This window comes from Bacillus sp. MYb78 (assembly GCF_002975115.1).
Taxonomy (GTDB): Bacteria; Bacillota; Bacilli; order Bacillales; family Bacillaceae_G; genus Bacillus_A; species Bacillus_A cereus.
This window is the reverse complement of the sequence record NZ_PCOB01000008.1, coordinates 150,503-175,058: the sequence shown is the minus strand read 5'-3', so window position 1 is coordinate 175,058 and position 24,556 is coordinate 150,503. Positions and strand designations below refer to the sequence as shown.

Genomic DNA, 24,556 nt, shown 5'->3' with positions numbered 1-24,556 from the left:
TTGTTCCCCCCTCCTGAATAATATAGTACAACCTAGCGCTATATGTGGAGGTGTGAAAGATGAAACTAATATTTCAAATGGGAAAACAACCTGTTCTTGAAAAAACAATCCTTCTTTTTATATTGAGTATTGTAGAAAGCTTGAAGTTAAAAGTTGTTTCACTCGACGAAGCTCACCGATACATATTCAATTTAGAAGTACTTGAATTATTAATGGATCGGAACATCGATGATCAAGTACTTGAACTTATTCATTTCGGGATGGGACTTGAAGACATTCATCATGTGCTTCCTGAAGAACTTGAGCATACTATCGAGGAATTAAAATGGCTTTGCATCCAAGTGTTAAGTGAATACAGTATGCATGAAGAATCAGAGCAATTAATTGAAGACATACGCTAAAAAGCACCTATGTAGTATGTAGGTGCTTTTTATTTATTAAGAAGTAAATATCCGATGTCGATATATGCAATTTATTCAAGTATTTCCGAGGAAATGCTCGAACATTGCTTTTCTATTTTCACAACAACTGATCGATCCCAATAAGAATTAATAACACTCCTGCAATAACCGTCGCCCATTTCCCTAAGTATGCTGCTAAATATCGTTTCCCTACATATGCAAAACCACTTATACAAATAAAACTAAACACCCCAGAAATAGTCGCTGTAAGCCAAAGATTTAAATTTGTTACCCCAGCATCAAACCCACCTGCAATATTATTAATAGATAATGCAACTCCTAAAACAAGTGCTTCAGAAAAACTAATTGTTTTAGAGCCATCAAAATCTGCTTTTTCTGGATCACGTAAAATTCCCATAAGTACATTATCATCTTTAGAACCTACAGTATTTTTTTGACCCAAGAAAGGCTGACATAAAATAAACACCCCAATTATCCCTAAAACGATTGCTCCAATCAGGTTTGCTGTAAACTCTGAAATAAATAATGCAATCCAGTTCCCAAAAAATCCAGCTAGTAAAGTAAATAAAAATCCAAAGAATGCGATGATAAAATTGTTAAACCACGAAATACGAATTTTACGAATGCCATACGCAATCCCAACACCTGCATTATCTAAATTAGAAGCAATCCCAATTAAAAAAATTGAAAATAAGCCTACCGTATTCATAAATAGTCACCCCTTTTTCTCACTTTTCAATGCATATTATGAAAATGTTGAGCAACTGTGCCTGTCTGTTTCATATACTTGTAATAAATGCTCAACATTTTTTCAACACTAAAAAAGGAGTGCCTGCACTATGGCTAATGAAAACCCGAATGATCGGCTTGGTAAATTAATAAAAAAACTTTTAAAAGAACGCGCCTTATCTATGCGCCAACTAGGAATACTTACAAATATTGATCCTGCAACAGTCTCAAGAATTATTAATGGCAAACAACCGCCAAAACAAAAACATCTACAAAAATTTGCAGAATGTCTTCAAGTTCCACCCCAATTGTTATTTGATGAAATGTACCCTGATTCTCCTCACATTAATAAAGAAAAAACGGATATGTACACATCTCTTGATACCATTCAACAAACTTTACAATCCTCTAACTTATTCGATTTCGATTACACTACAACTCGCGTAAAACAAGAACTCGAAAATTACGAACGCTATGCCCAGACAACAGAAGGCGAAAAACGTATTCATGACAGTTTTGCAAGCAAATTAGAGCAAATTGATAGTGCTGGTCCTTTTATTGAACAATTAACAGATATGTATCAACAATTTTGTAATGAAACCATTTCAAAAGAAGAACGTGCAGTTCTTGGGAGCGCATTACTTTATTTCATTTTATCGACAGATATTATTCCCGACTATCTCTTTCCAATTGGCTATTTAGATGATGCGATTGCCGTTGAATTAGCAAAAGAGAAATTACTTGAAATGAAACGAAAGACATAGCAAAATAAAGAACTATTTCAGTTGTTTATATTCAACTCTGAAATAGTTCACTAAAAAATCGTACAAGTATACATACTCGTACGATTTTACTATACAAATCTATTTTTTCGTGTGGCACCATTCATATATAAATGTTGTTATCACTTTTGTAAATTCAATTAACTGTTCAATTTCAACTTTCTCATTTACAGAATGTGCTTCTTCTAATGTACCTGGTCCATATATAATCGCTGGAATGTGAAACTCACTAAACCAACCACCATCAGTTACCGTTGCAGACATATCTAAAATTGTATTTTTTGATAGAATAGACTCGTGTACTGAGCTAAGTTTTTTTACAGCTTTATGTTCACTATCTACTTCTAATGAAGGGAAAATTTCCCCACGATCTACAATCATTGATTCTCCGCCCCACTTAAATTGTGGCGGGTTTTCACTTAACCATGGATCGGCAGCTGCCACCTTTCCAATATACTCTTCAATTTCGTTTATTATTTGTTCATGTGTTTCATTCGGATAGAAGTGCACTGTTATCCACAATCGGCACTCATCCGCAATAAACGCCGCATGCCTTCCTCCCTCAATAACAGCTGGATTAATTGTTGTTGTTCCAGATGGATAGCCTTCATATGTTTTCATAACTGCCCAGTGGCGCTCTAATTCTTGTAAGCTTTGTAAAATTTTCATCATTTTTTCAATCGCACTCGCTCCAAATAAACGTCCTCCAGCATGGATCATTTGTCTGCGCGTTGCATCATGAAACGTTTGTGGACTTTTCACTGTAATCCATCCAGTAATGACACCGCCTTGTCCTTGCATATGTAAATCGCTCGTATCCACTACTACTGCAAAATCAGCATCGTAACCCCTTTTGCAGCATTGAAGTGTACCTGCTTCTCCAACTTCTTCTCCAATTACCGATTGAAAAGTTAAATCTCCAGGTAATTCAATACCAGCTTCTTGTAAAAGTTGAATGGCAAATAGCGCTCCAGCCAGCCCACCTTTCATATCTGCTGCGCCACGTCCAACTAACCAGCCATCTTTTATAAATGGATCAAATGGATTTGTTTCCCACGCCTCATCTGCTGACACTTCGGCTACATCCATATGTCCATTAATAATAAGACTTTTATATGAGTCACTTTTTATCCCTTTTTTTACCCCAACAACATTCGGATCATTCGGATATACATCCCATTTATCAATACTAAAATTTCGTTTTCTTAAAAACTCTGCAACAAATTCTTGTGCTTCATTTGTATTTCTCGCTGGCGGTGCTGGTGTTTCAAAACGAATTAAAGTTTTTGTAAGTTCTAGTAATTCCTCTTTCCTTGAATCTATTTGTTTTAACAACTGCGAAACTTCTGGATTCATCGCTAATTCCCCTTTGCATACATAGTATGTTTCCAGCTTTATTTTCACAAAAAAAGAGACTGTTTACAATTTTACAGTCTCCTAATTAATCACTATTATAAACTCTCTACTTCCGTTGTATTTGTCTTTTCAATATGCTCTACATTACTTCCCTTATTTCTTGTAGCACGATAAAACAGTAAGCAAACAATCATAAATGGAATACCACAATACAATGCCATTCTTTGTTCTGGAATAAAGGCCATGCCAACGATTACTGTTAAATTTAATACTAACGCAAGAAGTGGTACAAATGGATACAATGGTGTTTTAAATTTCAAGTCCTTAACATCCCCGCCCCGCTTCATGTATGACCTTCTAGCTAATAAATTTGATAAAGCAATAGATGCCCAAACTAGTATCGCTCCGAATCCAGCGATAGAAAGCAGCCATAAATAAACTGTATCTTCCGCATAAATACCTGATAGTAGTGAGAGACACCCTACAATTGTGCTTACGATTAATGCATAAATAGGAACACCATTTTCAGATAACTTTCCAAAAATTGGACTAATCATTCCTTGATTAGACATAGACCATAGCATACGCGAAGTTGCATATAATCCTGAATTCGCAACGGATAGTACTGCTGTAATAATAACGAAATTTATAATATCTGCTGCATAAGGAATACCAATTTTATCAAATACAACTACGAATGGACTTTCTATTACTCCTGCTTGCTGCCAAGGGAATAGTCCAGCAAGAATAAAAATAGATAGTACAAAGAAAACAAGTATACGCCAAACTGTATTGTTAATTGCCTTCGGGATCGTTTTCTCTGGATTTTCACTCTCACCTGCTGCAATACCAACTAATTCTGTTCCTTGGAAAGAAAAATTAACTGCAATCATTGTAATTAAAATGGCTGATAATCCATTTGGAAACAATCCACCATAATCAGTAAAGCTAGAGAACATTGGCGCTGGTTCATTCCCTTTCATATCTAGAAACCCAAACATTGCTGCCCCGCCCAAAATAATAAATGCAATAATTGTAATTACTTTAATACTTGCAAACCAAAATTCCACTTCCGCAAAACTTCTTGAAGATAACGCATTAATAGCAAAGAGCAGTACCGCGAACACTACACACCAAATCCATGACGGTACATCAGGAAACCAACGTTTCATCAAAATACTAACTGCAATTAATTCAATACCTATCGTAGCAGACCAGTTTAACCACGACATCCATCCCACTACATAACCTGCTGCAGGAGAAATATGCTTTGTCGCATACGTTTGATAAGACCCTGCGTCAGGCATCGCAACCGCTAACTCTCCAAGACAGAGCATCGTTAAATACATTACAAATCCACCGACAAGATACGCTACAATTGCTCCTCCAGGTCCAGCTTCATGAATCGTATAACCTGATCCTAAAAAAAGTCCTGTACCAATAACTCCACCGAGTGCAATCATAAATATGTGCCTACTTTTCAATTCTCTTTTTAATCCTTGGTTTTGATCCATCATATAAATCCCCCCTTTTCACTTTGCCAATCCATTTAATGTAAGCGTTTTTAAAATTCTTCACCGTAAAAATAATGATTTAAAAGAGCAAAAATACACATCACTTACATTAATCACTGCCTGTTACTAAAAGGTCATCCCTTACTGTTATTAATAACTTTTGATCAGCAATAGCTTGTCCTTCTACTACTTCTAATGATTCAATATAACCACTGATTCCTATCTTAATTTCTACTTTCTGTTTATCTATTGTTTCAATTAACGCTAATTTCTCCCACTCGTATACGTAAGAACTTTCCGTAACAAATAACTTCTCTACTTTTCCATAACAAGGACTATACACACCTTCTATAACTGTCTTCACTTTATAAATCCCTCCCTCTTATTAATTGACACCGAAACGTTGTATATCCTGTAAAAATTCATATTCTCCCCTCTAGAGATTTCAAATATTATTTATGCAAAATGCGTACCAAGTCTCTAATTCATATATTAAATGAGAGTTTTACACAAAAAAGCGTGCACAACCGCAAAATTTTTCTATCATTTGAAAAGTTTTAAAAGGAAAATAGCAAAAAAATTTTGCGGTTTTATAAGAATTTTAATAAAATTATAAAAAGTCAGTCTTCATAGGGTGAAATGAGGAGAAGATAATCTATGCGTACAGAAGACATTAATTTTAAACAGATCATTGAAATGAACATGCTATATGAAACTTTACTCAATGAACTCGATATCGGGATTCATATTATTAATGAGGAAAGTAAAACGATTATCTATAACCGCAAAATGATGGAAATTGAATCAATGGAACGCTCAGATGTATTATATAAAAGTCCTTTAGAAATATTTGCATTTGAAGAAAATAAAAATAGTACTCTTATAGAGGCATTAAAATTAGGAAAAACAAACAAAAATATAAAACAAACGTATTTTAACAATAAAGGACAAGAAATTACAACGATTAACGATACTTTCCCTATAATAGAAAATGGAAAAATTAAAGGCGCTATTGAAATATCAAAAGAAATTAGTAACTTAAAGCAAACAATAAGAATGGGCCCTTCTCGAAAACAAAGTACTAAATTTACCTTTGATCACATAATTGGTGATTCTGAAGCTATTCAATCAATCATTACTGAAGGAAAAAGAGTAATTCGTACATCTTCCTCCATACTTCTAGTAGGAGAAACAGGCACTGGGAAAGAACTATTTGCACAAAGCATCCATAATGAAAGTCAGCGTTCAACAAAACCCTTTATTTCACAGAACTGTGCCGCTATACCTGATACACTCATGGAAAGCTTATTATTCGGTACAAACCGAGGTGCATTTACAGGAGCTATCGATAAAGCTGGTTTATTTGAAGAAGCGAACGGAGGAACTTTGTTATTAGATGAAATCAACTCATTAAGTCCAGCACTTCAAGCGAAGTTACTACGAGCTATACAAGAAAAAACAATACGAAGAATCGGAGGCACACACGAAAAAGAAATTGATGTTCGTATTATAGCAACTATCAATGAAGATCCTTTCGAAGCCATCGCACATAATCGATTAAGAGAAGACTTATATTACCGATTAAGCGTCGTTACTTTATGTCTTCCGCCTTTACGTGAAAGAAAAGAAGATATTCTAGCTCTTGTTCAGCACTTTATTGAAAAATATAATACTCAATTCGGGCTAAACGTAACCGATGTAGATGTAAATGTAAGAGAATTTTTCTATGCATACGATTGGCCTGGGAACGTACGGGAGTTGGAACATATAATTGAAGGTTCCATGAACTTAATAGAAGATGAAACCATCATTACAGCGTTTCATATGCCTACTCGCTTCCGTGAACGAATAAAAACAGAATTCAATATGCAACATGCACTAACTAATCACAATACTGATGCACCAAAAACTTTAAAACACACAATAGAAAAAATGGAAAAGAACTACATTAACCAAATTCTTAAAGAGAATCATGGCAACATCTCACAAGCTGCAAAATTTTTAGGATTAAGTAGGCAAAACTTACAATATCGAATTAAAAAACTGCATTTACACATATGAAATGAACATGTCTCCAAGTGTAAAAACAACTTGGTAAAATATGTTATAATAAACATATAACATGCTAGAAAGGGGCTATATATATGAGTAATGATAAAAAATTAAAGTTATTACAATACTTATACTTTTTCCCTGCCATGCTCTGTATGATGTTATTCATTAATGCCGATGTAAGCAGCTCTCCTTATGCAAAACTATTTGGAACAATTAGCGGCTCCTTTGCAGCTATTATGCTTGCTGCTTTTTGGAATTTGAAGATACGTATAAAAAAAGAGAAATCTTCGTAATACTAAAAAAATCGAGCTACTTAGCCCGATTTTTTTATTTGCCATTAAAACTCAACATTCTCCAAATACAAACCACTCGCCTCAGCAAGACAATTAATTTGATTACGTTGTTTCGCCTCTAGAATTTGTGGAATTGCTTCAGCATCTAATTGTCCTAATCCAACTTCAATTAATGCTCCAACAATTTTTCTTACCATGTTATGAAGGAAGCCGTTACCACTTACTCTAATTTGTACAAACCCTGCCTCTTCCATCACATCAAGTGTATATACTTCTCGAACCATAGATTTTTTCTTTGATTTCGCATTTGAAAAAGCAGTAAAATCATGTGAACCAGCTAAATGTTTCGCAGCTGCTTTCATGCTTTCCACATTTAATTTTTTATTCACATGCATGCTGTATTTACGCATAAATGGATTTGTATGCTCTTCATTCCAAATTTTATACAGATATGTTTTTGCTTTAGAATTGTAACGAGCATGGAAACGATCATATACTTCTTCCACATTCGTAATGCTAATATCATTAGGTAAATATTGATTTAAATATTTTTTCACTTTATGTTCCACTAACTTCTCATCACTTTGAAAGTTAGCAACTTGATTCAAAGCATGTACACCAGCGTCTGTTCTACTACAACCGATAATTTCAATTTCTTTTCCGATCATTTCAGATATGACACTTTCGATTTTTCCTTGAATCGTATTATCGTTATTACCGAGACGTTGCCATCCTTTAAAACGTGCACCATCATACTGAATCGTTAATTTATAATTATGCATAATATTCTCCTTCATAGAAAATATTCCCTCATACCATGAGGGAATATTAATAAACTTTACTTTCTAACAAGCTTCACTACATTTTCTACGTGAGCTGTATGCGGGAACATATCAACTGGTTGCACATACTCCACTTCATAGCTCTTCATTAATGCTTGTACATCACGTGCTAATGATGAAGGATTACAAGACACGTACACAACTTGTTTCGGCTTCACTTTTAAAATTGTTTCCAGTAATTTATCATCGCAACCTGTACGTGGTGGATCGACAACAATTACATCTGGACGCCATCCTTCTTTTACCCATTTCGGTAACCATTGTTCAGCTTTACCTGCTTCATATTTCGTATTTGTAAATCCGTGACGCTTCGCATTTTTTCTTGCATCTGCAATCGCTTCTGGAATTACATCCATACCACGTACTTCCGCTGCATCATTTGCAAGCCAAAGTCCAATTGTACCAACACCACAATACGCATCTACAATTTTCTCATCGCCTGTTAACGCAGCTGCTTTTTTCGCTTCATTATATAAAACAACTGTTTGTTCTGGATTCAACTGGAAGAATGCACGTGCTGATAATTCAAATGATAAATCGCCAAGTGTTTCTTGAATTACTTCTTTTCCAGCTAATTTAAATGTTTTGTCTCCAAAAATAACAGATGTTTTACGCCAGTTTACATTTTGCATAATTGATTTAACCGCTGGCATCTGTTTTTGTACTTCTGCAACAAATTGTTCTTTATTTGGTAATTCTTCTTTTGTTGTAATAAGTGTAACTTGTACTTCCCCTGTTTGAACTGCAGTACGTGTTACAATTGTGCGTACTAAACCTTTTTGTTTTTTCTCGTTGTAAATAGAAACATTTAATTTTTCTAAAATACGTCTTACAACTTTTGTCGCTTCATTCGTTGCTTTATGTTGAATCATACAGTGAGCAATATCAATTAACTGATGTGAGTTTTGTTTATATAGCCCTGTAATAACCTTTTCGTCTTTACGCCCCACTTGTAATTGACTCTTATTACGGTAATGCCATGGATTTTCCATGCCAAGCGTTGGACGAATTTTCTCTTCCATACTGTTTTTCATGTACTTCTCAAATGCTTGTACAACGATATCACGCTTTTGATTCAATTGTTCTTTATAATCTAAATGTTGCAGCTGACAACCGCCACACTCCTCATATACTGGACACGGTGCTTTCACACGATGCGGTGAAGCTTTACGAACTTTTTTCACTTTCGCTTCAGCGAAGCCACGCTGAATTTTCGTTGTTTCTGCAACAACTTCTTCTCCTGGTAATGCCCCTGGAATGAAAACAACTTGTCTCTTAAAATAACCAACGCCTTCTCCGTTAATCCCAAGACGTTTAATTGTCACAGGAAACGTTTGACCAACTTCCAACTTACTCTCATGTTGCTTTTGTATCATTATTACACCTCTACTCTATACTTTTCCATAAATATAACGCTGCATAACTGCAGTATGGTTCACACTCTTGTTTCACTTTTTCTAAAAATACATCATCAGGTTTATCATCTAATTGAAATATACCTTGCACTGCACGCTGAATCCCAATGTCCGCTTTCGGGAACATATTTTTCCGTCCAAGCCCAAACATTAAAAAGTTTTGCACTGTCCATGCACCAATTCCCCTAATTGGCAACAATTGTGCTGAAACTTCTTCTTCCGTCTCATTTTCTATACTCGCTAAATTTAATGTACCACTGACAATACTTCGACCTAATCCTACTATATATTCAGCCTTTCGCTGACTAAACTTCTGCTCTCTCAATTCTTCTATTGAAATATTTGCTACTATTTCCGGAGTGGGGAAAAAGAATACACCGTTCTTCTCTGTTCCATACCGTTTCACAAATTGTTCTGTTAACACAGTAGCAAATTTCAAATTTATTTGTTGGTGAATGATACAGCGAAGAAGACAAGCAAAATAATCAAATTCTAAAATAATTGGAGTATAAGCATATGTTTCAAATAGTGGACGTAATGATGTGTTTAAAAAATGATTTTGTATATCTTGAAACGGTTCATTCCAATGAAAAATGGCTCTCATTCGTTTCATGACTTTCTCCGGATTTCCTGTCTGACTAGAAATCCAAAACTGTGGATTTTGAACAGTACCAATCCCTTGTAAGCGAACAATAACCTGTTCCTCATCTATACAAAGCGGGATATAAATGACTTTCTCATCTAATTGAATGACGTTAAGAGGATCAAAAGATAAACGTTTTAATACTTCTTCAAAATGATACGGATACTCTAACGTAACATGTTCGCTCCACATACGTTTCCCCATCCTTTTTACACATCATTATAGCATGAGAAAACCGTAAGCATACATGCTTACGGTTGATTGCCTTTTACTAAGTCATCTAGACTTTTAAAATGATACCCTTTCTCGCGCAAATCATCAATGATTTTTGCAAGTGCTTCTGCATTATCTTTTGATATTGCATGAAGTAATAAAATAGATCCTGGATGAATCATCGTCATAACATTATTATGCGCATATTGCCATCCTCTTTGCTGATCCACTTTCCAATCCAAAAATGCAAGTGACCAAAATACATTATAGTAGCCCATTTCTTTCGTAAGAGCTAACGTTCTTTCACTAAATACACCGCGCGGAGGACGTACATATTTCACTTCTTTTTGCCCAGTTACTTTTTTAATTTCTTCCGTTACACTCGTTAATTCTTCACGAAGCTTCTCATCATTTACCGCTGTAAAATCAGGATGACTCCAAGAATGATTTCCAATAATGTGTCCTTCATCCTTCATTCTTAACAATAAATCTTTTTGTGTTTTAATGTAATGCCCCGTTACAAAGAAAGTTGCTGGTACTTTTTTCTCTTTTAATACATCTAAGATTTTCCCTGTGTATCCATTCTCATATCCATTATCAAATGTTAAATAAATATCTTTTTTCTTCGTATCTCCTAAATAAAACCCGCCATTTTTTTGCAGTAAATCCGTATATAACTTTCCTGCATCTGGTACTGTTTCATTTTTAGGACGCGGGATTCCCCAGTTATGTGGAGTATTTGTATAAGCCAATGCCGAAACTGGAACAAGTGCCATCATAATTGAAAAAATGAGACCGATATATAACCATTTATATTTCATAAATAGTCTCCTTTCCATATATAATCGTACCTGTAGTTTCTGTTTACTTACTTACTTTCATGCTGTGCATGTTTTTCTATATATACCAAAAAATGCATCTCGAAAGATTCGAGATGCATTTTTGTTTATTTAAATACCGGCTCTTTAAAACTCGCTAATTTTTCAAGTGATGTTTTATCAACATCTGCATGTAAACTATTACCATGAGAGTCCATCGTTACAACTGCTTTAAAACCTTCAATGCGTAAATGCCACATTGCTTCTGGAATACCAAATTGTAAGAAATCAACATCTTTCACTTCTTTAATACATTCAGCATAATATTGCGCCGCACCGCCAATTGCGTTTAAGTACACGCCGCCGTGTTCTTCTAAAGCCGCTAATGTTTTCGCACCCATACCGCCTTTTCCAATAACAGCGCGAATACCAAATTTCTTCATAATATCGCCTTGGTACGGTTCTTCACGAATACTTGTCGTTGGACCTGCCGCTTTAATTTGCCAATTGTCATTGTCATCTTTCACAACAACTGGACCACAGTGGTAAATAATTTGTCCATTTAAATCTACTGGACAATCATTATCCATTAAATGCTTATGGATTGCGTCACGACCTGTATACATCATGCCATTAATTGTTACAACATCACCAACGCGAAGTCCACGAATTTGCTCTTCTGTAATTGGTGCTTGTAATACAATCTCACGTTGCTCTGTTTTTTCTTGTGCTTCATGCTGAAGTGTATCTTCACCTTCTTGATATAACCAATCCATAATTTCACCTGTTTCAGGATGGATTGTTACACCTAGGCGGCGATATGCCCAGCAATTATACGCCACAGATACGTAGAAGCTAGCCGGCAGGCGGTTATACACGCCAATTTTACAGCCCAGTAAAGTTGTTTCTCCACCAAATCCCATTGTACCAATGCCAAGCTTATTCGCATTTTCTAATACGTACTCTTCAAGTTGTTGTAACTCTGGTACTGGATTGACATCATCTAATGTACGGAATAATTGATTTTTTGCTAATTCATAACCTGATGTGCGGTCTCCCCCGATACCAACACCAATTACACCAGCACTACATCCTTGACCTTGTGCCTGGTATACTGCATGAAGAAGGCATTTACGAATTCCTTCTAAATCACGGCCAGCTCGTCCAAGTCCTTCTAGTTCACACGGTAAGCTATATTGAATATTTTTATTCTCACAGCCACCACCTTTTAGGATTAAACGTGCATCAATATAATCTTTTTCCCATTGTTCAAACTTAATAACCGGTGTACCTGGTCCTAAATTATTTCCACTATTGTCTCCAAAAAGAGAGTCAACAGAATTTGGACGAAGTTTACCATCTTTTGTCGCCCGCTCAAGCGCATTATAGATAGCTTCCTTCAACTTTAATTGATTCACACCAACTGGTGTATAAATTTTAAACGTTGGCATCCCTGTATCTTGGCAAATCGGTGAGATGTTATCATCAGCCATTTTAATATTATTTGTAATTGTGCCAAGTGCCATCGCAGAACGAGTCCCTGCATTTTCTCGCTCTTTCGCTTGTTGAATCGCACGACGAACATCTTTCGGTAAGTTCGTTGACGTTTCAACAATTAGTTGATACATGCTTTCTTGAAGCTTTTCCATTGTTACTTCCCCCTCAATTGTGAACGCTACCAAAACGTTATGAGCTGAAAATTCCATTGTTATGCTCTTTAGCTTTTTATTTGTTTCACGCTATTAAAGCATAAATGAAATTTTTCACAACTTGATTATACCTCTTTTTCTATCGTCCTTCTATTATCCGCACAGAAAAAGGCTACCAAATTGGAATTGGCAGCCTTTTTAATATATTATTCGTCTTTTTTAAATTGCTCACATTTTAATTCTAATTCATCTAACATTGCAAGAAGACGATCTACATCTTCTAATTCTACTTCTTCAGGTTCAATTGTATCAATTACTTCAATGAACATATTTAAACGCTCTTTTAAATATACTAATTGTGTATCTTTATCTTGAATTGCTTTTCCCATGAAGGCACTCTCCTTTTAATTCGAGTTGCTTTTATTATACCGCAAAAATGATTGCTATGGGCATGAAATTTCATCAATTTTGTCACAGTCATCCACTATAATGTAAGCCCTCTCTCTTTTCACGTTAAAAAGTTTCACTTTATAAAAAGCACATATTCTTCTATTATAGAGAATGGACAAATTGTTATTTCAATAGTCAAAGGAGTATTTCATATGACGATATCACAAAAAATGAAGCCGATTACTCCTTCTTACGATCCATGGGAAGCGTATATGGACCTTGAAGAGTACGGCAAACTACTATTAACAAATGTTGAATTTACAACGACGACGTTATGCAATATGCGCTGTGAGCATTGCGCTGTTGGTTACACGTTACAGCCGAAAGACCCAAATCCGCTTCCGATGGATCTTTTATTAAAACGATTAGATGAGATTCCTCATTTACGTTCTTTAAGTATTACTGGCGGAGAACCTATGCTTTCAAAAAAATCCGTCGACAACTATGTAACACCACTCTTAAAATACGCCCATGAACGAGGCGTTCGCACTCAAATCAACTCTAACTTAACTATAGATTTAGCACGTTACGAACAAATTATTCCTTATTTAGACGTGTTGCATATCTCTCATAACTGGGGAACAATTGATGACTTCGTTGAAGGCGGATTTGCAATGATGGAGCGTAAACCTACTTACGAACAACGTGCAAAATTATTCGAAAGAATGATTACAAATAGTAAGGCTCTATCAGATGCAGGTGTACTTGTATCGGCCGAAACAATGTTAAACAAAAGAACTCTACCACATATTGAACATATTCACCGTCAAATCGTCGAAGAGATGGGCTGTAAACGTCATGAAGTTCACCCAATGTATCCAAGTGACTTCGCGAGTAATCTAGAGATTTTAACAAAAGCTGAAATTCGTGATGCTATTGAGCATTTACTAGAAATTCGTGATGAAAATGTATGGATGTTATTTGGAACGTTACCTTTCTATGCTTGTAGCGATGACGAGCGAGACATTGCCACATTTAAAAAATTACAAGAGAGCAAAAATGTCACTGTTCGTAATGATCCAGATGGCCGTTCTCGTTTAAATGTAAATATTTTCGATGGAAATATTATTGTAACGGACTTTGGTGATGTTCCACTTCTAGGAAACATACAAACAAACACATTACAAGAAGCATATGACAAATGGAGTGCTTCAAAAACAGCAAAATCATTAAGCTGTCACTGTCCTGCAGTAAAATGTCTTGGACCAAATGTTCTTGTAAAAAACAGCTACTATCCGACAGAAGATTTCTTATCAAAAACAGCAAACATTACATTATAAAAAAACGTCAGCTTATAAGCTGACGTTTTTTTACGTTATTGCGAGTGGGAAGAAGAAATGAATTTAAAAAATAAATGATCATGAATTGGAATCGCCGCTCCAATTCCTTGAGAAGTAATATTTTTCACAACAAGTCTTTTTTGATTTCCCTTTAATACAAGATACACTTCTCCAAATGTTACTTTTCCCTTTTCATTTACTGCTGGTGTATAAGCGTATAAATATCCGAGTTGACTCGGACTAATATTATACACACGCTCATGTCCAGTACCATAACCAATAGTTGTTTTAAACGAAAGGGGCAATTGTACTTTTTCAAGCGCTTTGAGAAGCATCATTTTTTTCACATCTGCAGCATCTTTCATATCTGCTGTTAAATCGCCTTCAACCGTCTTTTGTGTTTCTTGCTTATAGCGAAGTGGATATAAACGGTCTCCTCCGCGATTATCATACACATTTCGATTCACTTGTTTATATTCCCAATTAATCGATGTGTCTACTGATTCATAATGTAAAGCCCATTGACCTAAATAAATTTTTGCCCGGTACCCTACTGCAAGCGGTGCATTTGAAATTGTCGTTTCATTAAACATCCGAATTAAGTCTGGATTTTCAATTTTAATATTAGCTGTTTTCAATAGTTCTTGAGCAAACTTACTTGGCTGTAAACGTGGCAAATCTTGCGCATCATTTGGAAATGTATTGTCTTTTGAAATATTTAAAACAGATGAAGGCATTTTTGTTCCTACTGTTGTCTTTGCAAAACTCATGTTAGGAAATAATAAAATAAACGAGACCATAGTTGAAAGACATATGCTGTATACTCGTTTCACCTGTCTGGCTCCTTCCTATGTAAAGGTATATATACTACTTTGTTTATTGTTTTCTCTGAGCACAATTGTTATGCCTATTTTTCATAATAAATAAAAACCAATTCCCATAATGACATACGCGGCTAGTAAAGTGCCGCCTTCAAACCAGTTTGTATCTCCATCATTTGAAATCGCAATCGTTAAGAAAACGGCTGTAATCATAGATACAAGTTCTGGTATGGTAAATACTAAAGGCATCCTCTGCGCGAAGAACATAGATAGCAATACTAGTACAGGAGCAACAAACATGGCGATTTGTAATGTAGAACCTATTGCAATTTCGACTGCAATATTTACTTTATTTTTATAAGCCATAATAATTGCAGATGCATGTTCCGCTGCATTTCCAACAATTGCAACGATAATAACCCCTATAAATAATTCTGACCAACCAAATGATTTTGCAACAGTTTCAAAAGTATGCACGAGCGCCTCTGATACATAAGCTACCGCCAGTGTTGCTATCGCTAAAATAAGGAGTGCCTTCCCTTTCGACCACTCTGGCTCTTCTTCATGCGCTACTTCGTCACTTTTATGTTGATATACACCACGGTGCGTAACTAACTTAAATAGTAATGCAGCAATGTACATGATAATCATAATAATAGAAACACCTATACTTAATTGATACGTCTTGCCAGCGTCCATCTTCATTGAAAAGATCTCTGGAATAACAAAGGCCACGACAACAGCAAATATTAATAAAGCTGAATTATGCCTTGCATCGTAAACGTTAAAGCTTTGCCTTTTATATTTAAGTCCACCTACAAAGAAGGATAGTCCTCCTACTAATAATAAATTTCCAAGTACAGAACCCGTTAAAGAAGCTAACACCACTTCAATTAACCCCGCTTGAAGTGCAAAAATTGAAATGATAAGTTCAACAGCATTACCGAAAGTAGCATTTAATAATCCGCCTATTCTAGGACCAGATACAATTGCTAAACTCTCTGTTGCTCTCCCCATAAAACCAGCTAACGCGATAATCGTAATACAATACACAGCGAACATAATTGTTTCTGGCCAATGAAGTGTTTTTCCAAGTACAGATAGTGGTACACCTATAAGTGCTACTATAAGAAATATTTTATTAAACATGCTTTTCACCCTTCCATCGTATGTATTTCTCCACAATATTATTATTATTCTTCTCCTAACTTGTCCGATTTCATCACAATTACGTTTAAAAAATCGGATTGAAGAAAACAGTATGAAAGATATTTAAATTATCTTGTTTAAACAGACAGAATTATAAATTGTGAAAAGGGGTTAAAATTATGCACTTAAAAGAAAAAATCGCAACTATTATTCAAGGTCAACGTACCGGTGTATTATCTACAGTACGAAATGAGAAACCTCATAGCGCCTTTATGATGTTTTTCCATGAAGATTTTGTACTGTACGTTGCAACAGATCGACAATCAAAAAAGATAACAGATATTGAAAACAATCCTAATGTCCATGTATTACTCGGACGAGAAGGGAAAAAGTTAGATGAAGATTATATTGAAGTTGAAGGATTAGCTTCAATTGAGGAAGACTCGACATTAAAAAACAAGTTTTGGAATAATAGCTTAAAACGTTGGTTACTCGGCCCCGAAGACCCTAATTACGTATTGATAAAAATCAATCCCGACACAATTTATTACATTGATGGTGCCGGTACGACGGAGCCTGAGTTTTTACGACTATAAAATAAAACAAGCCCCCTTAGGTGGGCTTGTTTTGTCGAAAAGTTCTTTTGAAAAAAACAATAAAATAGGTGGAACTTTCTAAAGATTCTGTTATATAATAACATTAACTTAAATAAACTGTATTAAAACAGATTGAGAGGAGAAATAAAATTGATGAAGAGAGAAGAACGCAAAAACATGATTGAGTTTATTGAAAAGAAAAAAGGGATTGAGCGTGACGAATTACTGTTTATGACAGACGATGAAGTAGAACATATTTATAATGTAACGTACTTTTTATATGAGGAAATTGCAGAGTAGTATAATAATCCCCACCTTATTAAAAATATAAGGTGGGGATTATTTCGTTATTTAGCCCACTATTTACAGGCAGTAAAACTCCCACCTTAAAATTCAGGTGGAGCAAGAAGTTAAGTTGAAGTCGTGCTTCCTATAAACCTCAATTGCTTCAACTTTATACATGAGAATCATTTTCATGTATAATACTGTAAGATTGGAGGGATTTTACTATGAGTTCGTGGCTCTTATTTGCACTATTATCAGCAATTGCTGCTGCCCTTGTATCGATTTTTGGAAAGTTTGGTTTAGACGGCATCGATGCAAACGTTGCAACAACAATTCGATCTATTATTATGGCATTATTTATGATAGGCGTTATTATCATACAAGGTAAATTTCAAAATATCGGCGACGTACTGCTAAATAAAAAAGCACTGCTATTTATCACATTAAGTGGGATTGCAGGTGCTTCGTCATGGCTATTTTATTTTCTTGCCCTCAAAACAGGAAAGGTTTCACAAGTAGCTCCTGTCGATAAATTAAGCGTCGTATTTTCTATCATTCTCGCTATGATTATCCTCGGTGAAAAGTTAAACTTTATGACCGGTGTTGGTGTAGTCTTTATTACAGCTGGTGTATTATTTATTGCTTTCAGCTAAAAAAACCGCTATTAGCGGTTTTTCTTTTTCTTTATGTACAACCATACAACACATGTAACAACTGCTGAAATTAATAAAATCCATATTCCATAATGATGTAAACTATACTCAACGAAGCGCCACTTCTCGCCTAACTTCCAGCCAAGCCCAATAAAAACACTTATCCAAATGAGCGCACCACCGTAAGCGTACAAACAAAAACGCCAAAGTGTCAAATTTGATACCCCAGCAAAATATGCTGTTAAATGACGTACTCCCGGTATAAAATAACCAATCATTAAAAGAAATGGCCCATATTTTTCAAATAAAATATGTGTTTTTTCAATGTGATGTTCTTTAATTCTAATTTTCGGCCCATATTTCTTTAAAACAGGGAGCCCAAGTTTTAAACCTAATATGTAGCTTAACGTGATCCCTAACATCGCACCAGCCATCCCACTTAAAAAAGCAGCAGTTCCTGACATAACTCCTTTTGAAACATTATAACCAACAAAGGTCAATAAAAACTCGTCTGGTATCGGTAATCCGACAATCCCACCAGCCAAAGCTATAACAATTCCAAAATAGCCATAATGCGCGATTAACTCGCCAATATGTTGTTCCATTCGGAAGACACATCCTATGCACGATCGTTATTCCACATTGTACCCTTTCTATCTTTAAGGCAAACATGGTATACATATTCACTATACATTGTTTTTATAATGAACTCTACTTCTATTCTTTCCTTTAACAGAGATAAAATTAAACTTCAATCCGCGTGGGTTTTCTTCATCCTCTACTGATTATTAGCCTACATCCATCAGGCTTCTACAGGTATCTCGCCTCCGACATAATTCACTTACATTCACTAATTTTGAGATTAGATTCTTACTGCCTGCAAATGTCCTGATAAAAAATAAAAATTCATATGCGTGTTTTTTTGTTACAATAAAGGAAAGTTACTTTTCGCAACGGTTTAACTCTCAAGAAAAATGATATATCTAGCAAAAACATAGTTTGGTCTATATAATACAACTTCTACCTATTAAAAGAACATGAACCCTTTTACATACAACATCATTTTTCTAAATTATACAGGGGGGAACGAACATGACCATTGAAAATCAATTTATTCAAAAAGTTTACTATAAAACATTTTTAACAGAAGAAACTTCTACTCCTGCATCGGAAGTACTCGGTGAAGCATATATAAATGAATCTAAAAATGAATTCTCCAACATTTCTAATATTCGATTTGCTCAAGGTGAATTTTATTATCAAAATAAAGATTTTGAAGCAGCTATATTTAAATGGGAAAAAGTTAATAATACTCTTGCACTTTGGGCAACAAAAAATATTGCAGATGCTTATTTTGAACTAGGATTCCTACCAAAGGCAGAAGAAATTTATCAATCTATTCAAACAGAAGATACAACTCTTACGATGGAAGTTTCATTACAACTTCTTTCTCTTTATATCGAACAAGATCGTTTAGGACTTGCTTTTAAGACGATTAGTGAAGCTGTTGCATTCCAACCGGATTACCCAAATATTACTGCAATTGCACGTTCTTTCTATGAAAAACAAGAAGATTGGAACAACGCTATCGAACTAGCTGTTCAAGAAGGTATTCGAACACAATCTTTACACTGGTTTGATACATTAATAAATTACATAAACAAAGGATTTACTAAAAATATTAAGCCTGAATATTTCTATGAGTCTTTAAAAGCTCTATATGCTGTTGATCAAGCTCAATTTAAAGAACTTGTTATTGCTCTTTGGAATAGCTACCAACATGAATCCTTATACCTTCCTTGGATTCAAAGTATTAATCATTTATTCTTGCATATTGAAACAGACAATAATGACGATTGGAATGAAATTTCTACTCGCTATCAAGAAACATACTTTGCATTAATTACCGGAAATCATTTTATGCATGAATTAAACGGACTTGTACCAAATCTATTAACAAATTGGTTCAGTTTAACGAAAGCAAAAGATTCTCTAGTTGTCTCTGCAGCAGTATTAGCATGGAATGAAGTCTCACCTACAACTTTAGAATCATTACTCGTAAAAAGTGCTGGATCCTTACTTTCTAATACATCAGCTGAAGCAGATGTAAATATGGAAACAGTTTCTCATTTATTCGAAACAATCGCTGTATGGGCTGAGAAAAATGATGTAGATTTAAGTCATCAATTTATGCTACTCGTCCATGAACTATGTGATTTAAATGTCACACCACTACTAATAGCTGGAACTAGTGACCATGATAAAACATCATTTGTTAATTCAATATTAGGAGAGAACATCTTAACTGAAACTTTAACAACTCCTATTCTATTTAAAGACGCTAGTCAAACTGAAATAACAGAATTTACCGAGTTAGATATCAGAAATATCTCTAACCTTGATGAATTCCATCAAATAACGGCTACATCTGCTCAGTCAGAACTTGAGAAAAAATGTATAGAAATTAAGCTACCAAGTAGATTTTTAAGAAAAAATAAGTTTACATTTCTTATTACACCATCCATTCAAGGACAATTGGATAAAAACAATGCATACTTTGAATACTTACAAGCAGCAGATAGCCTTGTTTACGTATTAAATTCTTCTTCACCATTGCATAGTGAAGAAATTGATACGTTAATTTATTTACGTGAACAAGTACCAAACTTACAAATTCACTTCGTATTACACACAAATAATACGACTACTAATGAAAAACTAATTAGTAAACTTAAAGTACATTTTCCAGATGCACAATTCTTCCCATACTCTCCTTCGCAAGAGAGTAGTCAGCAACTTGGAGATGTAACAGAATCTATTCTCTCTAATCTTGCAAAACGCGATATAGAAAAAGAACGTATAGAAAAGCTAATATGGTTTACGCAAAAGACAATTGCTTATCTCATAAATGAACGTGTGGAATTAGAAAATACATTAGTAAAATCCGTACGCTGGAATAAACACATCTCAGTGAAACTTACTGGATTTATTAATAACCTTACTGCTCTTGAAAAAGATAAAATTCGCTCTATTACCGAATCCTATCTTTTAACGAAAGAAGAAATTACACGAGATATACATTCTCAAATTCCTGAATTATTACAGAGCTGCTCTGATCTTGTTCAAGAAGATAGTGATTTCAAACTAGTTCATGAAGAATTAAATGCTGCAATGAATGAACGAGTTCAAAAGCATGTACAACAGGTACTTCTTCCTAAATTTACTGGGTCTATTCAAGAATGGATTGAAACAGCACATAATGAATTTATTCAAGCTCAAGCTTATTTAGATGAAATGAGTGAAACGTTTAATAAATTATATAAAGAAGAACGTATGAAACTTCCTTGCGATTTCAAATTATTAGATGATTGGAATCGAGATGTTGTACGAATGACAAATCGAATTACAGTAACGAACATCAATATTTTATTACGCTTTACACCAACACAGTTTTTCTTAAAAAGTGCCGGAAAATTATTTGGTAATATGCAAAAAAACCAATCTATGCTCGCCAACAAATATAAACAATATATTGAAACAGAAGACTATACAGAAATTGCTCACACAATTTCAAAACAATTCTTCCTACAATTTGAAGTATTTGAAGGTGCATTAGAACGTGATATCATGATGTTCTTTAAAGATCCACTTAGCATATTGAAACAAAATGTGGATGCAGCTCAACTTGAGATAAAGGAAGACGAGCAAACATTAGCAACGCTAAGAAGCAATCCAGAAACATATCATGATCCTTTAGCGCTATTTAAACTACAATTGCTACAACATAAATTTGTTTTAAGTACTACAAAGAAACATGAAAATATCTTTGTATCTAACGAATCTCCTACTGTTTAACAAAAAAACCAAGCAAACTAAAATTTGCTTGGTTTTTTACTTTATTATCTTCATATTTTCAAACGGATAATAAATGCCTGCTAACTTACCTAACACATCTTCTCTATCAATAAAACCTAAACCATTTCTACTATCTTTACTTATTAAGCGATTATCTCCCATAACAAAAATCTTATTTTTAGGAACTGTAATCGGTCCAAAGTCCTCTGTTAAATTCATAAGTTTTTTTTCTGCTTGTTTTTTATTACTATCCAAATACTCTTCATCTATCACTTCAGAATTCACATATAATTGATCATTTCTCATCTCAATTATATCTCCAGATAATCCAATCACTCTTTTGACATAAAAATTATCTGTTTTCACAACAATAATGTCTTCTCTCCCATAGCTTTCAAATTGTTTTGCTAACTTATTAACAATTACCTTATCTCCATCTTGCAACGTCGGCCTCATGGATGCTCCTTTTACAGTCGTCGGAAAAAACACAAAAATTTTCGCCAAAAACACCAATAAACACGCAATTGCAATAGTTCCAAAGAATTCACGCCAACGTTTTTTCTTTTGCATCATTTCACCAACTCATCATCTTTTTACTTTTATTATAAATAATACGACCGATGATTTTCTACAAAATTCTGAATTATAAAATTATAATATTAGAAATTTAAAAATAAAAATAAAAATAAAAATAAAAATACTGATTAAATTAAACAAGCAAAAAAGATACTCTCAAAATAGTCTATTCACTATTTTGAGAGTATCTTTTTATAATCCCACATATACAATACACATTTGAGCAGCTACATATGTAAACCAAATCCAAAGTGGCTCATACTTCAATTTACGCCCTCCGATATCTGTCACGCCAATAATAAAATCAGAAATCACAAACAGTAAACCACCAAACGCTGGTATCCACCATATTCCTGTATTTTCATAATATAAGGCGAATGCAAAGCAAGCCATTCCTCCAACCCACAATCCGTAAATTAGAGCTCCTATCGTAAACAATTTATCCTGTTTATCATTTCGGATAAAGAAGAACCATCCTACAATTAGAAAGAGCCCATATACGAGTAAGCCAATCCAAAAACCATTCCACGAAATTCCTGTTTGCAAAAATGCTTTTACATAAAAACAATGAGCAAGAGCGAAAGTAACCATCCCACCAATTAATCGATGACCAATTGGAATCAGCCCAGCCATAAACAAATCTCCCACAGTCGATAAAGTCATACCAAGTGCAACCCACGTACTATACTCTACAGATGGATCTTGTAACCATATCCAAATTGCACTACCTGTTAAAGAAAAACTAAGAATAAGACGGATTGCTAAAGGTAACGGCATATTATCTTTCGTTCTTTTTGTCTGCCGCATTGCATAAATTGCACCAATTAAAAAAAGAAGTATTTGCCCAATTAACACCACATAAAGTAGATTCATAATATGTTCTCCTCAATAAATGCTTTTTGTATCTTTTTTCGTTACACTTAGTCTATTATCCTTTTTCTATAAAAAAAGAAGAACAGTACTGTTCTTCCATTGTAATCGCTTTTCTGCTTTCTATGCTACTTGTTTTTCTTTCTCTATTTTTTGCTTAGCTGGCGTCCGATTTACCACAATAATTCCCGCGGCTACACATGCTAAACCGAGTAACACAAATGAATGAATTGCTTCACCTAAAATCATGCTCGATAATAACACACCAAATACGGGTATAAAGAACATATACATAGATACTTTTCCAACCTTATTGTACTTCATAATTGTATTCCAAATGCAAAAACCAGCTGCAGATAAGAAAGATAAATAAATCAGCATAAGTAGTGCATGTAGACTAAATGTAAATGGCATTACTCCAACTTGTAAAGCCCCTATACATAATAATCCTATAGAACCAAACATCATTTGGTATGCTGTCATATAGCCAACATCTAATGTTTTACTACCTTCTTTTGCTAAAATGTTTCCATATGAATACAGCATTGCTGCACTAAGAAGTAATAAGCTTCCGATTCCAAAATGAAATGATAAGCTACCATCACTCGGTACATTTACTAAAATGACGCCACAAAAACCAATCGATACCCCAATTAATTTTCTCATATTGAGAGCATCATCTTTATATAAAAAATGGGCGAGTAAAATTTGAAAGAATGATGATGTCCCTGAAATGATAGCTCCTTCAATTCCCGAACTATAACTCATTCCAATATAAAAACAGATATATTGAAGAAACGTTTGGAATAAACCAATTTGTATTAACTGTTTCCCCGTTCCTTTTTTGAAGCTCATATCTTTTCCTAACACTTTAAAGAATAATAAGAGCATGAATCCAGATAAAAAGAAACGATAACCGGCAAATAATATTTGCTCTCCAACTTCTTGTGGTTGAATTCCAAGTTCAACATAACTTAATTTAATAAAAGGAAATGCGCTTCCCCATAAAAAAGTTGCTACTATTGCAGCAATAAATACGCCAATCGGATGGGTAAAAAATTTCTCTGTCTTCACTTGTTGTCTTCCTTTCCGACCTTTTTATGAACAATATTCATATATACCAAAGGAATTGCGAAAACACAAGTTTTCCGTTTATACTTGAAACAAAACCGTACCATCTCATAAAAACATATGATATACTATAGAATAATTACAACATAAGAACGATTAAAAACAGATTCAACAGAAATGCTGCTATCCATTATGGATGGCAGCTTTCGTCGTTTTATA

General features: G+C 34.5%; 25 protein-coding genes. 9 read left to right on the top strand and 16 right to left on the bottom strand.

Annotation, left to right across the window (positions count from 1 at the left end):
- Window positions 1-59 precede the first annotated feature (59 nt).
- Complete coding sequence (locus CQ064_RS17575; RefSeq protein WP_000766603.1) at window positions 60-401, top strand: DUF3969 family protein; 342 nt, start codon at window positions 60-62, stop codon at window positions 399-401.
- A gap of 118 nt (window positions 402-519) precedes the next feature.
- On the opposite strand, the gene ytaF is transcribed toward CQ064_RS17575, so the two are convergent.
- Window positions 520-1,131 carry a sporulation membrane protein YtaF gene (gene ytaF, locus CQ064_RS17570; RefSeq protein ID WP_001098787.1) on the bottom strand — a complete coding sequence of 204 codons (612 nt, stop codon included), beginning with the start codon at window positions 1,129-1,131 and terminating at the stop codon, window positions 520-522.
- 130 nt (window positions 1,132-1,261) lie between these two features.
- On the opposite strand from ytaF, the gene CQ064_RS17565 reads away from it, so the two are divergent.
- Window positions 1,262-1,915, top strand: coding sequence for a DUF1232 domain-containing protein (locus tag CQ064_RS17565; protein WP_001262773.1), 654 nt, complete (start codon window positions 1,262-1,264; stop codon window positions 1,913-1,915).
- A 99-nt stretch (window positions 1,916-2,014) separates the two neighbouring features.
- On the opposite strand, the gene CQ064_RS17560 is transcribed toward CQ064_RS17565, so the two are convergent.
- The 3 genes from CQ064_RS17560 to CQ064_RS17550 all read right to left on the bottom strand — a co-directional run bounded on the left by CQ064_RS17560 (window position 2,015) and on the right by CQ064_RS17550 (window position 5,167).
- Window positions 2,015-3,289, bottom strand: coding sequence for an acetylornithine deacetylase (locus tag CQ064_RS17560; RefSeq protein WP_001067761.1), 1,275 nt, complete (start codon window positions 3,287-3,289; stop codon window positions 2,015-2,017).
- A 95-nt stretch (window positions 3,290-3,384) separates the two neighbouring features.
- Window positions 3,385-4,806: an amino acid permease gene (locus CQ064_RS17555; RefSeq protein ID WP_000969245.1), complete on the bottom strand. Its 1,422-nt coding sequence runs from the start codon at window positions 4,804-4,806 to the stop codon at window positions 3,385-3,387.
- A gap of 106 nt (window positions 4,807-4,912) precedes the next feature.
- Entirely contained in the window at window positions 4,913-5,167 is a 255-nt protein-coding gene (locus CQ064_RS17550) for a biotin/lipoyl attachment domain-containing protein (protein WP_000859489.1), read from the bottom strand.
- Between the two features lie 293 nt (window positions 5,168-5,460).
- Here CQ064_RS17550 and CQ064_RS17545 point away from each other — a divergent pair, with 293 nt between their 5' ends.
- Together CQ064_RS17545 and CQ064_RS17540 are read left to right on the top strand one after the other, a co-directional pair.
- Window positions 5,461-6,864 carry a sigma-54 interaction domain-containing protein gene (locus tag CQ064_RS17545; protein ID WP_001258420.1) on the top strand — a complete coding sequence of 468 codons (1,404 nt, stop codon included), beginning with the start codon at window positions 5,461-5,463 and terminating at the stop codon, window positions 6,862-6,864.
- Between the two features lie 83 nt (window positions 6,865-6,947).
- Window positions 6,948-7,151, top strand: a complete 204-nt coding sequence (locus CQ064_RS17540; protein ID WP_000063858.1) for a hypothetical protein — start codon at window positions 6,948-6,950, stop codon at window positions 7,149-7,151.
- 44 nt (window positions 7,152-7,195) lie between these two features.
- On the opposite strand, the gene truA is transcribed toward CQ064_RS17540, so the two are convergent.
- From truA to CQ064_RS17510, 6 genes are all read right to left on the bottom strand, one after another.
- The gene (gene truA, locus CQ064_RS17535) at window positions 7,196-7,933 is read right to left on the bottom strand and encodes a tRNA pseudouridine(38-40) synthase TruA (protein WP_000553115.1); all 738 of its coding nucleotides are present in this window, start codon (window positions 7,931-7,933) and stop codon (window positions 7,196-7,198) included.
- Window positions 7,934-7,989: 56 nt separating this feature from the next.
- Window positions 7,990-9,369 (bottom strand): 23S rRNA (uracil(1939)-C(5))-methyltransferase RlmD, encoded by a 1,380-nt coding sequence (gene rlmD, locus CQ064_RS17530; protein ID WP_000615213.1) that lies wholly within the window; start codon window positions 9,367-9,369, stop codon window positions 7,990-7,992.
- 10 nt (window positions 9,370-9,379) lie between these two features.
- On the bottom strand, window positions 9,380-10,243 hold the full coding sequence (locus tag CQ064_RS17525) for a DNA-3-methyladenine glycosylase family protein (RefSeq protein WP_000269416.1): 864 nt from the start codon (window positions 10,241-10,243) through the stop codon (window positions 9,380-9,382).
- 59 nt (window positions 10,244-10,302) lie between these two features.
- Window positions 10,303-11,085 carry a delta-lactam-biosynthetic de-N-acetylase gene (gene pdaA, locus CQ064_RS17520; protein WP_000875956.1) on the bottom strand — a complete coding sequence of 261 codons (783 nt, stop codon included), beginning with the start codon at window positions 11,083-11,085 and terminating at the stop codon, window positions 10,303-10,305.
- Between the two features lie 125 nt (window positions 11,086-11,210).
- Entirely contained in the window at window positions 11,211-12,731 is a 1,521-nt protein-coding gene (gene fumA, locus CQ064_RS17515; RefSeq protein WP_000413530.1) for a class I fumarate hydratase, read from the bottom strand.
- A 206-nt stretch (window positions 12,732-12,937) separates the two neighbouring features.
- The gene (locus CQ064_RS17510) at window positions 12,938-13,120 is read right to left on the bottom strand and encodes an SE1561 family protein (protein ID WP_000513558.1); all 183 of its coding nucleotides are present in this window, start codon (window positions 13,118-13,120) and stop codon (window positions 12,938-12,940) included.
- Between the two features lie 213 nt (window positions 13,121-13,333).
- Between CQ064_RS17510 and yfkAB the strand changes: the two genes are divergently transcribed.
- Window positions 13,334-14,461, top strand: a complete 1,128-nt coding sequence (gene yfkAB, locus CQ064_RS17505; RefSeq protein WP_000156022.1) for a radical SAM/CxCxxxxC motif protein YfkAB — start codon at window positions 13,334-13,336, stop codon at window positions 14,459-14,461.
- Window positions 14,462-14,496: 35 nt separating this feature from the next.
- Here the strand turns inward: yfkAB and CQ064_RS17500 are convergent, their stop codons facing one another.
- Together CQ064_RS17500 and cax are read right to left on the bottom strand one after the other, a co-directional pair.
- A complete protein-coding gene (locus tag CQ064_RS17500) occupies window positions 14,497-15,294 on the bottom strand; it encodes a YfkD famly protein (RefSeq protein ID WP_002083605.1) in 798 nt (265 codons plus the stop codon).
- An 81-nt stretch (window positions 15,295-15,375) separates the two neighbouring features.
- On the bottom strand, window positions 15,376-16,431 hold the full coding sequence (cax, locus tag CQ064_RS17495; RefSeq protein WP_000482131.1) for a calcium/proton exchanger: 1,056 nt from the start codon (window positions 16,429-16,431) through the stop codon (window positions 15,376-15,378).
- A gap of 179 nt (window positions 16,432-16,610) precedes the next feature.
- On the opposite strand from cax, the gene CQ064_RS17490 reads away from it, so the two are divergent.
- From CQ064_RS17490 to CQ064_RS17480, 3 genes are all read left to right on the top strand, one after another.
- Window positions 16,611-17,027, top strand: a complete 417-nt coding sequence (locus tag CQ064_RS17490) for a pyridoxamine 5'-phosphate oxidase family protein (protein ID WP_000550219.1) — start codon at window positions 16,611-16,613, stop codon at window positions 17,025-17,027.
- A gap of 153 nt (window positions 17,028-17,180) precedes the next feature.
- Window positions 17,181-17,327, top strand: a complete 147-nt coding sequence (locus CQ064_RS17485; protein WP_000817786.1) for a BH0509 family protein — start codon at window positions 17,181-17,183, stop codon at window positions 17,325-17,327.
- Window positions 17,328-17,536: 209 nt separating this feature from the next.
- A complete protein-coding gene (locus tag CQ064_RS17480; RefSeq protein WP_000100295.1) occupies window positions 17,537-17,965 on the top strand; it encodes an EamA family transporter in 429 nt (142 codons plus the stop codon).
- 11 nt (window positions 17,966-17,976) lie between these two features.
- Here CQ064_RS17480 and CQ064_RS17475 read toward each other — a convergent pair whose 3' ends face one another.
- Window positions 17,977-18,570: a DedA family protein gene (locus CQ064_RS17475; protein ID WP_000434878.1), complete on the bottom strand. Its 594-nt coding sequence runs from the start codon at window positions 18,568-18,570 to the stop codon at window positions 17,977-17,979.
- A gap of 487 nt (window positions 18,571-19,057) precedes the next feature.
- Between CQ064_RS17475 and CQ064_RS17470 the strand changes: the two genes are divergently transcribed.
- Window positions 19,058-21,820: a tetratricopeptide repeat protein gene (locus tag CQ064_RS17470; protein WP_000151424.1), complete on the top strand. Its 2,763-nt coding sequence runs from the start codon at window positions 19,058-19,060 to the stop codon at window positions 21,818-21,820.
- A 36-nt stretch (window positions 21,821-21,856) separates the two neighbouring features.
- Here CQ064_RS17470 and lepB read toward each other — a convergent pair whose 3' ends face one another.
- From lepB to CQ064_RS17455, 3 genes are all read right to left on the bottom strand, one after another.
- On the bottom strand, window positions 21,857-22,393 hold the full coding sequence (lepB, locus tag CQ064_RS17465) for a signal peptidase I (protein ID WP_000983309.1): 537 nt from the start codon (window positions 22,391-22,393) through the stop codon (window positions 21,857-21,859).
- 195 nt (window positions 22,394-22,588) lie between these two features.
- Window positions 22,589-23,269, bottom strand: a complete 681-nt coding sequence (locus tag CQ064_RS17460; protein WP_001051080.1) for a lysoplasmalogenase — start codon at window positions 23,267-23,269, stop codon at window positions 22,589-22,591.
- 120 nt (window positions 23,270-23,389) lie between these two features.
- Complete coding sequence (locus tag CQ064_RS17455) at window positions 23,390-24,340, bottom strand: DMT family transporter (protein WP_000845704.1); 951 nt, start codon at window positions 24,338-24,340, stop codon at window positions 23,390-23,392.
- Between the last annotated feature and the right edge of the window lie 216 nt (window positions 24,341-24,556).

Bases quoted from the DNA above. Each gene is read 5' to 3' on its own strand.
- CQ064_RS17575 (WP_000766603.1), top strand. From the start codon at position 60: ATGAAACTAATATTTCAAATGGGAAAACAACCTGTTCTTGAAAAAACA.
- ytaF (WP_001098787.1), bottom strand. From the start codon at position 1,131: ATGAATACGGTAGGCTTATTTTCAATTTTTTTAATTGGGATTGCTTCT.
- CQ064_RS17565 (WP_001262773.1), top strand. From the start codon at position 1,262: ATGGCTAATGAAAACCCGAATGATCGGCTTGGTAAATTAATAAAAAAA.
- CQ064_RS17560 (WP_001067761.1), bottom strand. From the start codon at position 3,289: ATGAATCCAGAAGTTTCGCAGTTGTTAAAACAAATAGATTCAAGGAAA.
- CQ064_RS17555 (WP_000969245.1), bottom strand. From the start codon at position 4,806: ATGATGGATCAAAACCAAGGATTAAAAAGAGAATTGAAAAGTAGGCAC.
- CQ064_RS17545 (WP_001258420.1), top strand. From the start codon at position 5,461: ATGCGTACAGAAGACATTAATTTTAAACAGATCATTGAAATGAACATG.
- CQ064_RS17540 (WP_000063858.1), top strand. From the start codon at position 6,948: ATGAGTAATGATAAAAAATTAAAGTTATTACAATACTTATACTTTTTC.
- truA (WP_000553115.1), bottom strand. From the start codon at position 7,933: ATGCATAATTATAAATTAACGATTCAGTATGATGGTGCACGTTTTAAA.
- rlmD (WP_000615213.1), bottom strand. From the start codon at position 9,369: ATGATACAAAAGCAACATGAGAGTAAGTTGGAAGTTGGTCAAACGTTT.
- CQ064_RS17525 (WP_000269416.1), bottom strand. From the start codon at position 10,243: ATGTGGAGCGAACATGTTACGTTAGAGTATCCGTATCATTTTGAAGAA.
- pdaA (WP_000875956.1), bottom strand. From the start codon at position 11,085: ATGAAATATAAATGGTTATATATCGGTCTCATTTTTTCAATTATGATG.
- fumA (WP_000413530.1), bottom strand. From the start codon at position 12,731: ATGGAAAAGCTTCAAGAAAGCATGTATCAACTAATTGTTGAAACGTCA.
- CQ064_RS17510 (WP_000513558.1), bottom strand. From the start codon at position 13,120: ATGGGAAAAGCAATTCAAGATAAAGATACACAATTAGTATATTTAAAA.
- yfkAB (WP_000156022.1), top strand. From the start codon at position 13,334: ATGACGATATCACAAAAAATGAAGCCGATTACTCCTTCTTACGATCCA.
- cax (WP_000482131.1), bottom strand. From the start codon at position 16,431: ATGTTTAATAAAATATTTCTTATAGTAGCACTTATAGGTGTACCACTA.
- CQ064_RS17490 (WP_000550219.1), top strand. From the start codon at position 16,611: ATGCACTTAAAAGAAAAAATCGCAACTATTATTCAAGGTCAACGTACC.
- CQ064_RS17485 (WP_000817786.1), top strand. From the start codon at position 17,181: ATGAAGAGAGAAGAACGCAAAAACATGATTGAGTTTATTGAAAAGAAA.
- CQ064_RS17480 (WP_000100295.1), top strand. From the start codon at position 17,537: ATGAGTTCGTGGCTCTTATTTGCACTATTATCAGCAATTGCTGCTGCC.
- CQ064_RS17475 (WP_000434878.1), bottom strand. From the start codon at position 18,570: ATGGAACAACATATTGGCGAGTTAATCGCGCATTATGGCTATTTTGGA.
- CQ064_RS17470 (WP_000151424.1), top strand. From the start codon at position 19,058: ATGACCATTGAAAATCAATTTATTCAAAAAGTTTACTATAAAACATTT.
- lepB (WP_000983309.1), bottom strand. From the start codon at position 22,393: ATGATGCAAAAGAAAAAACGTTGGCGTGAATTCTTTGGAACTATTGCA.
- CQ064_RS17460 (WP_001051080.1), bottom strand. From the start codon at position 23,269: ATGAATCTACTTTATGTGGTGTTAATTGGGCAAATACTTCTTTTTTTA.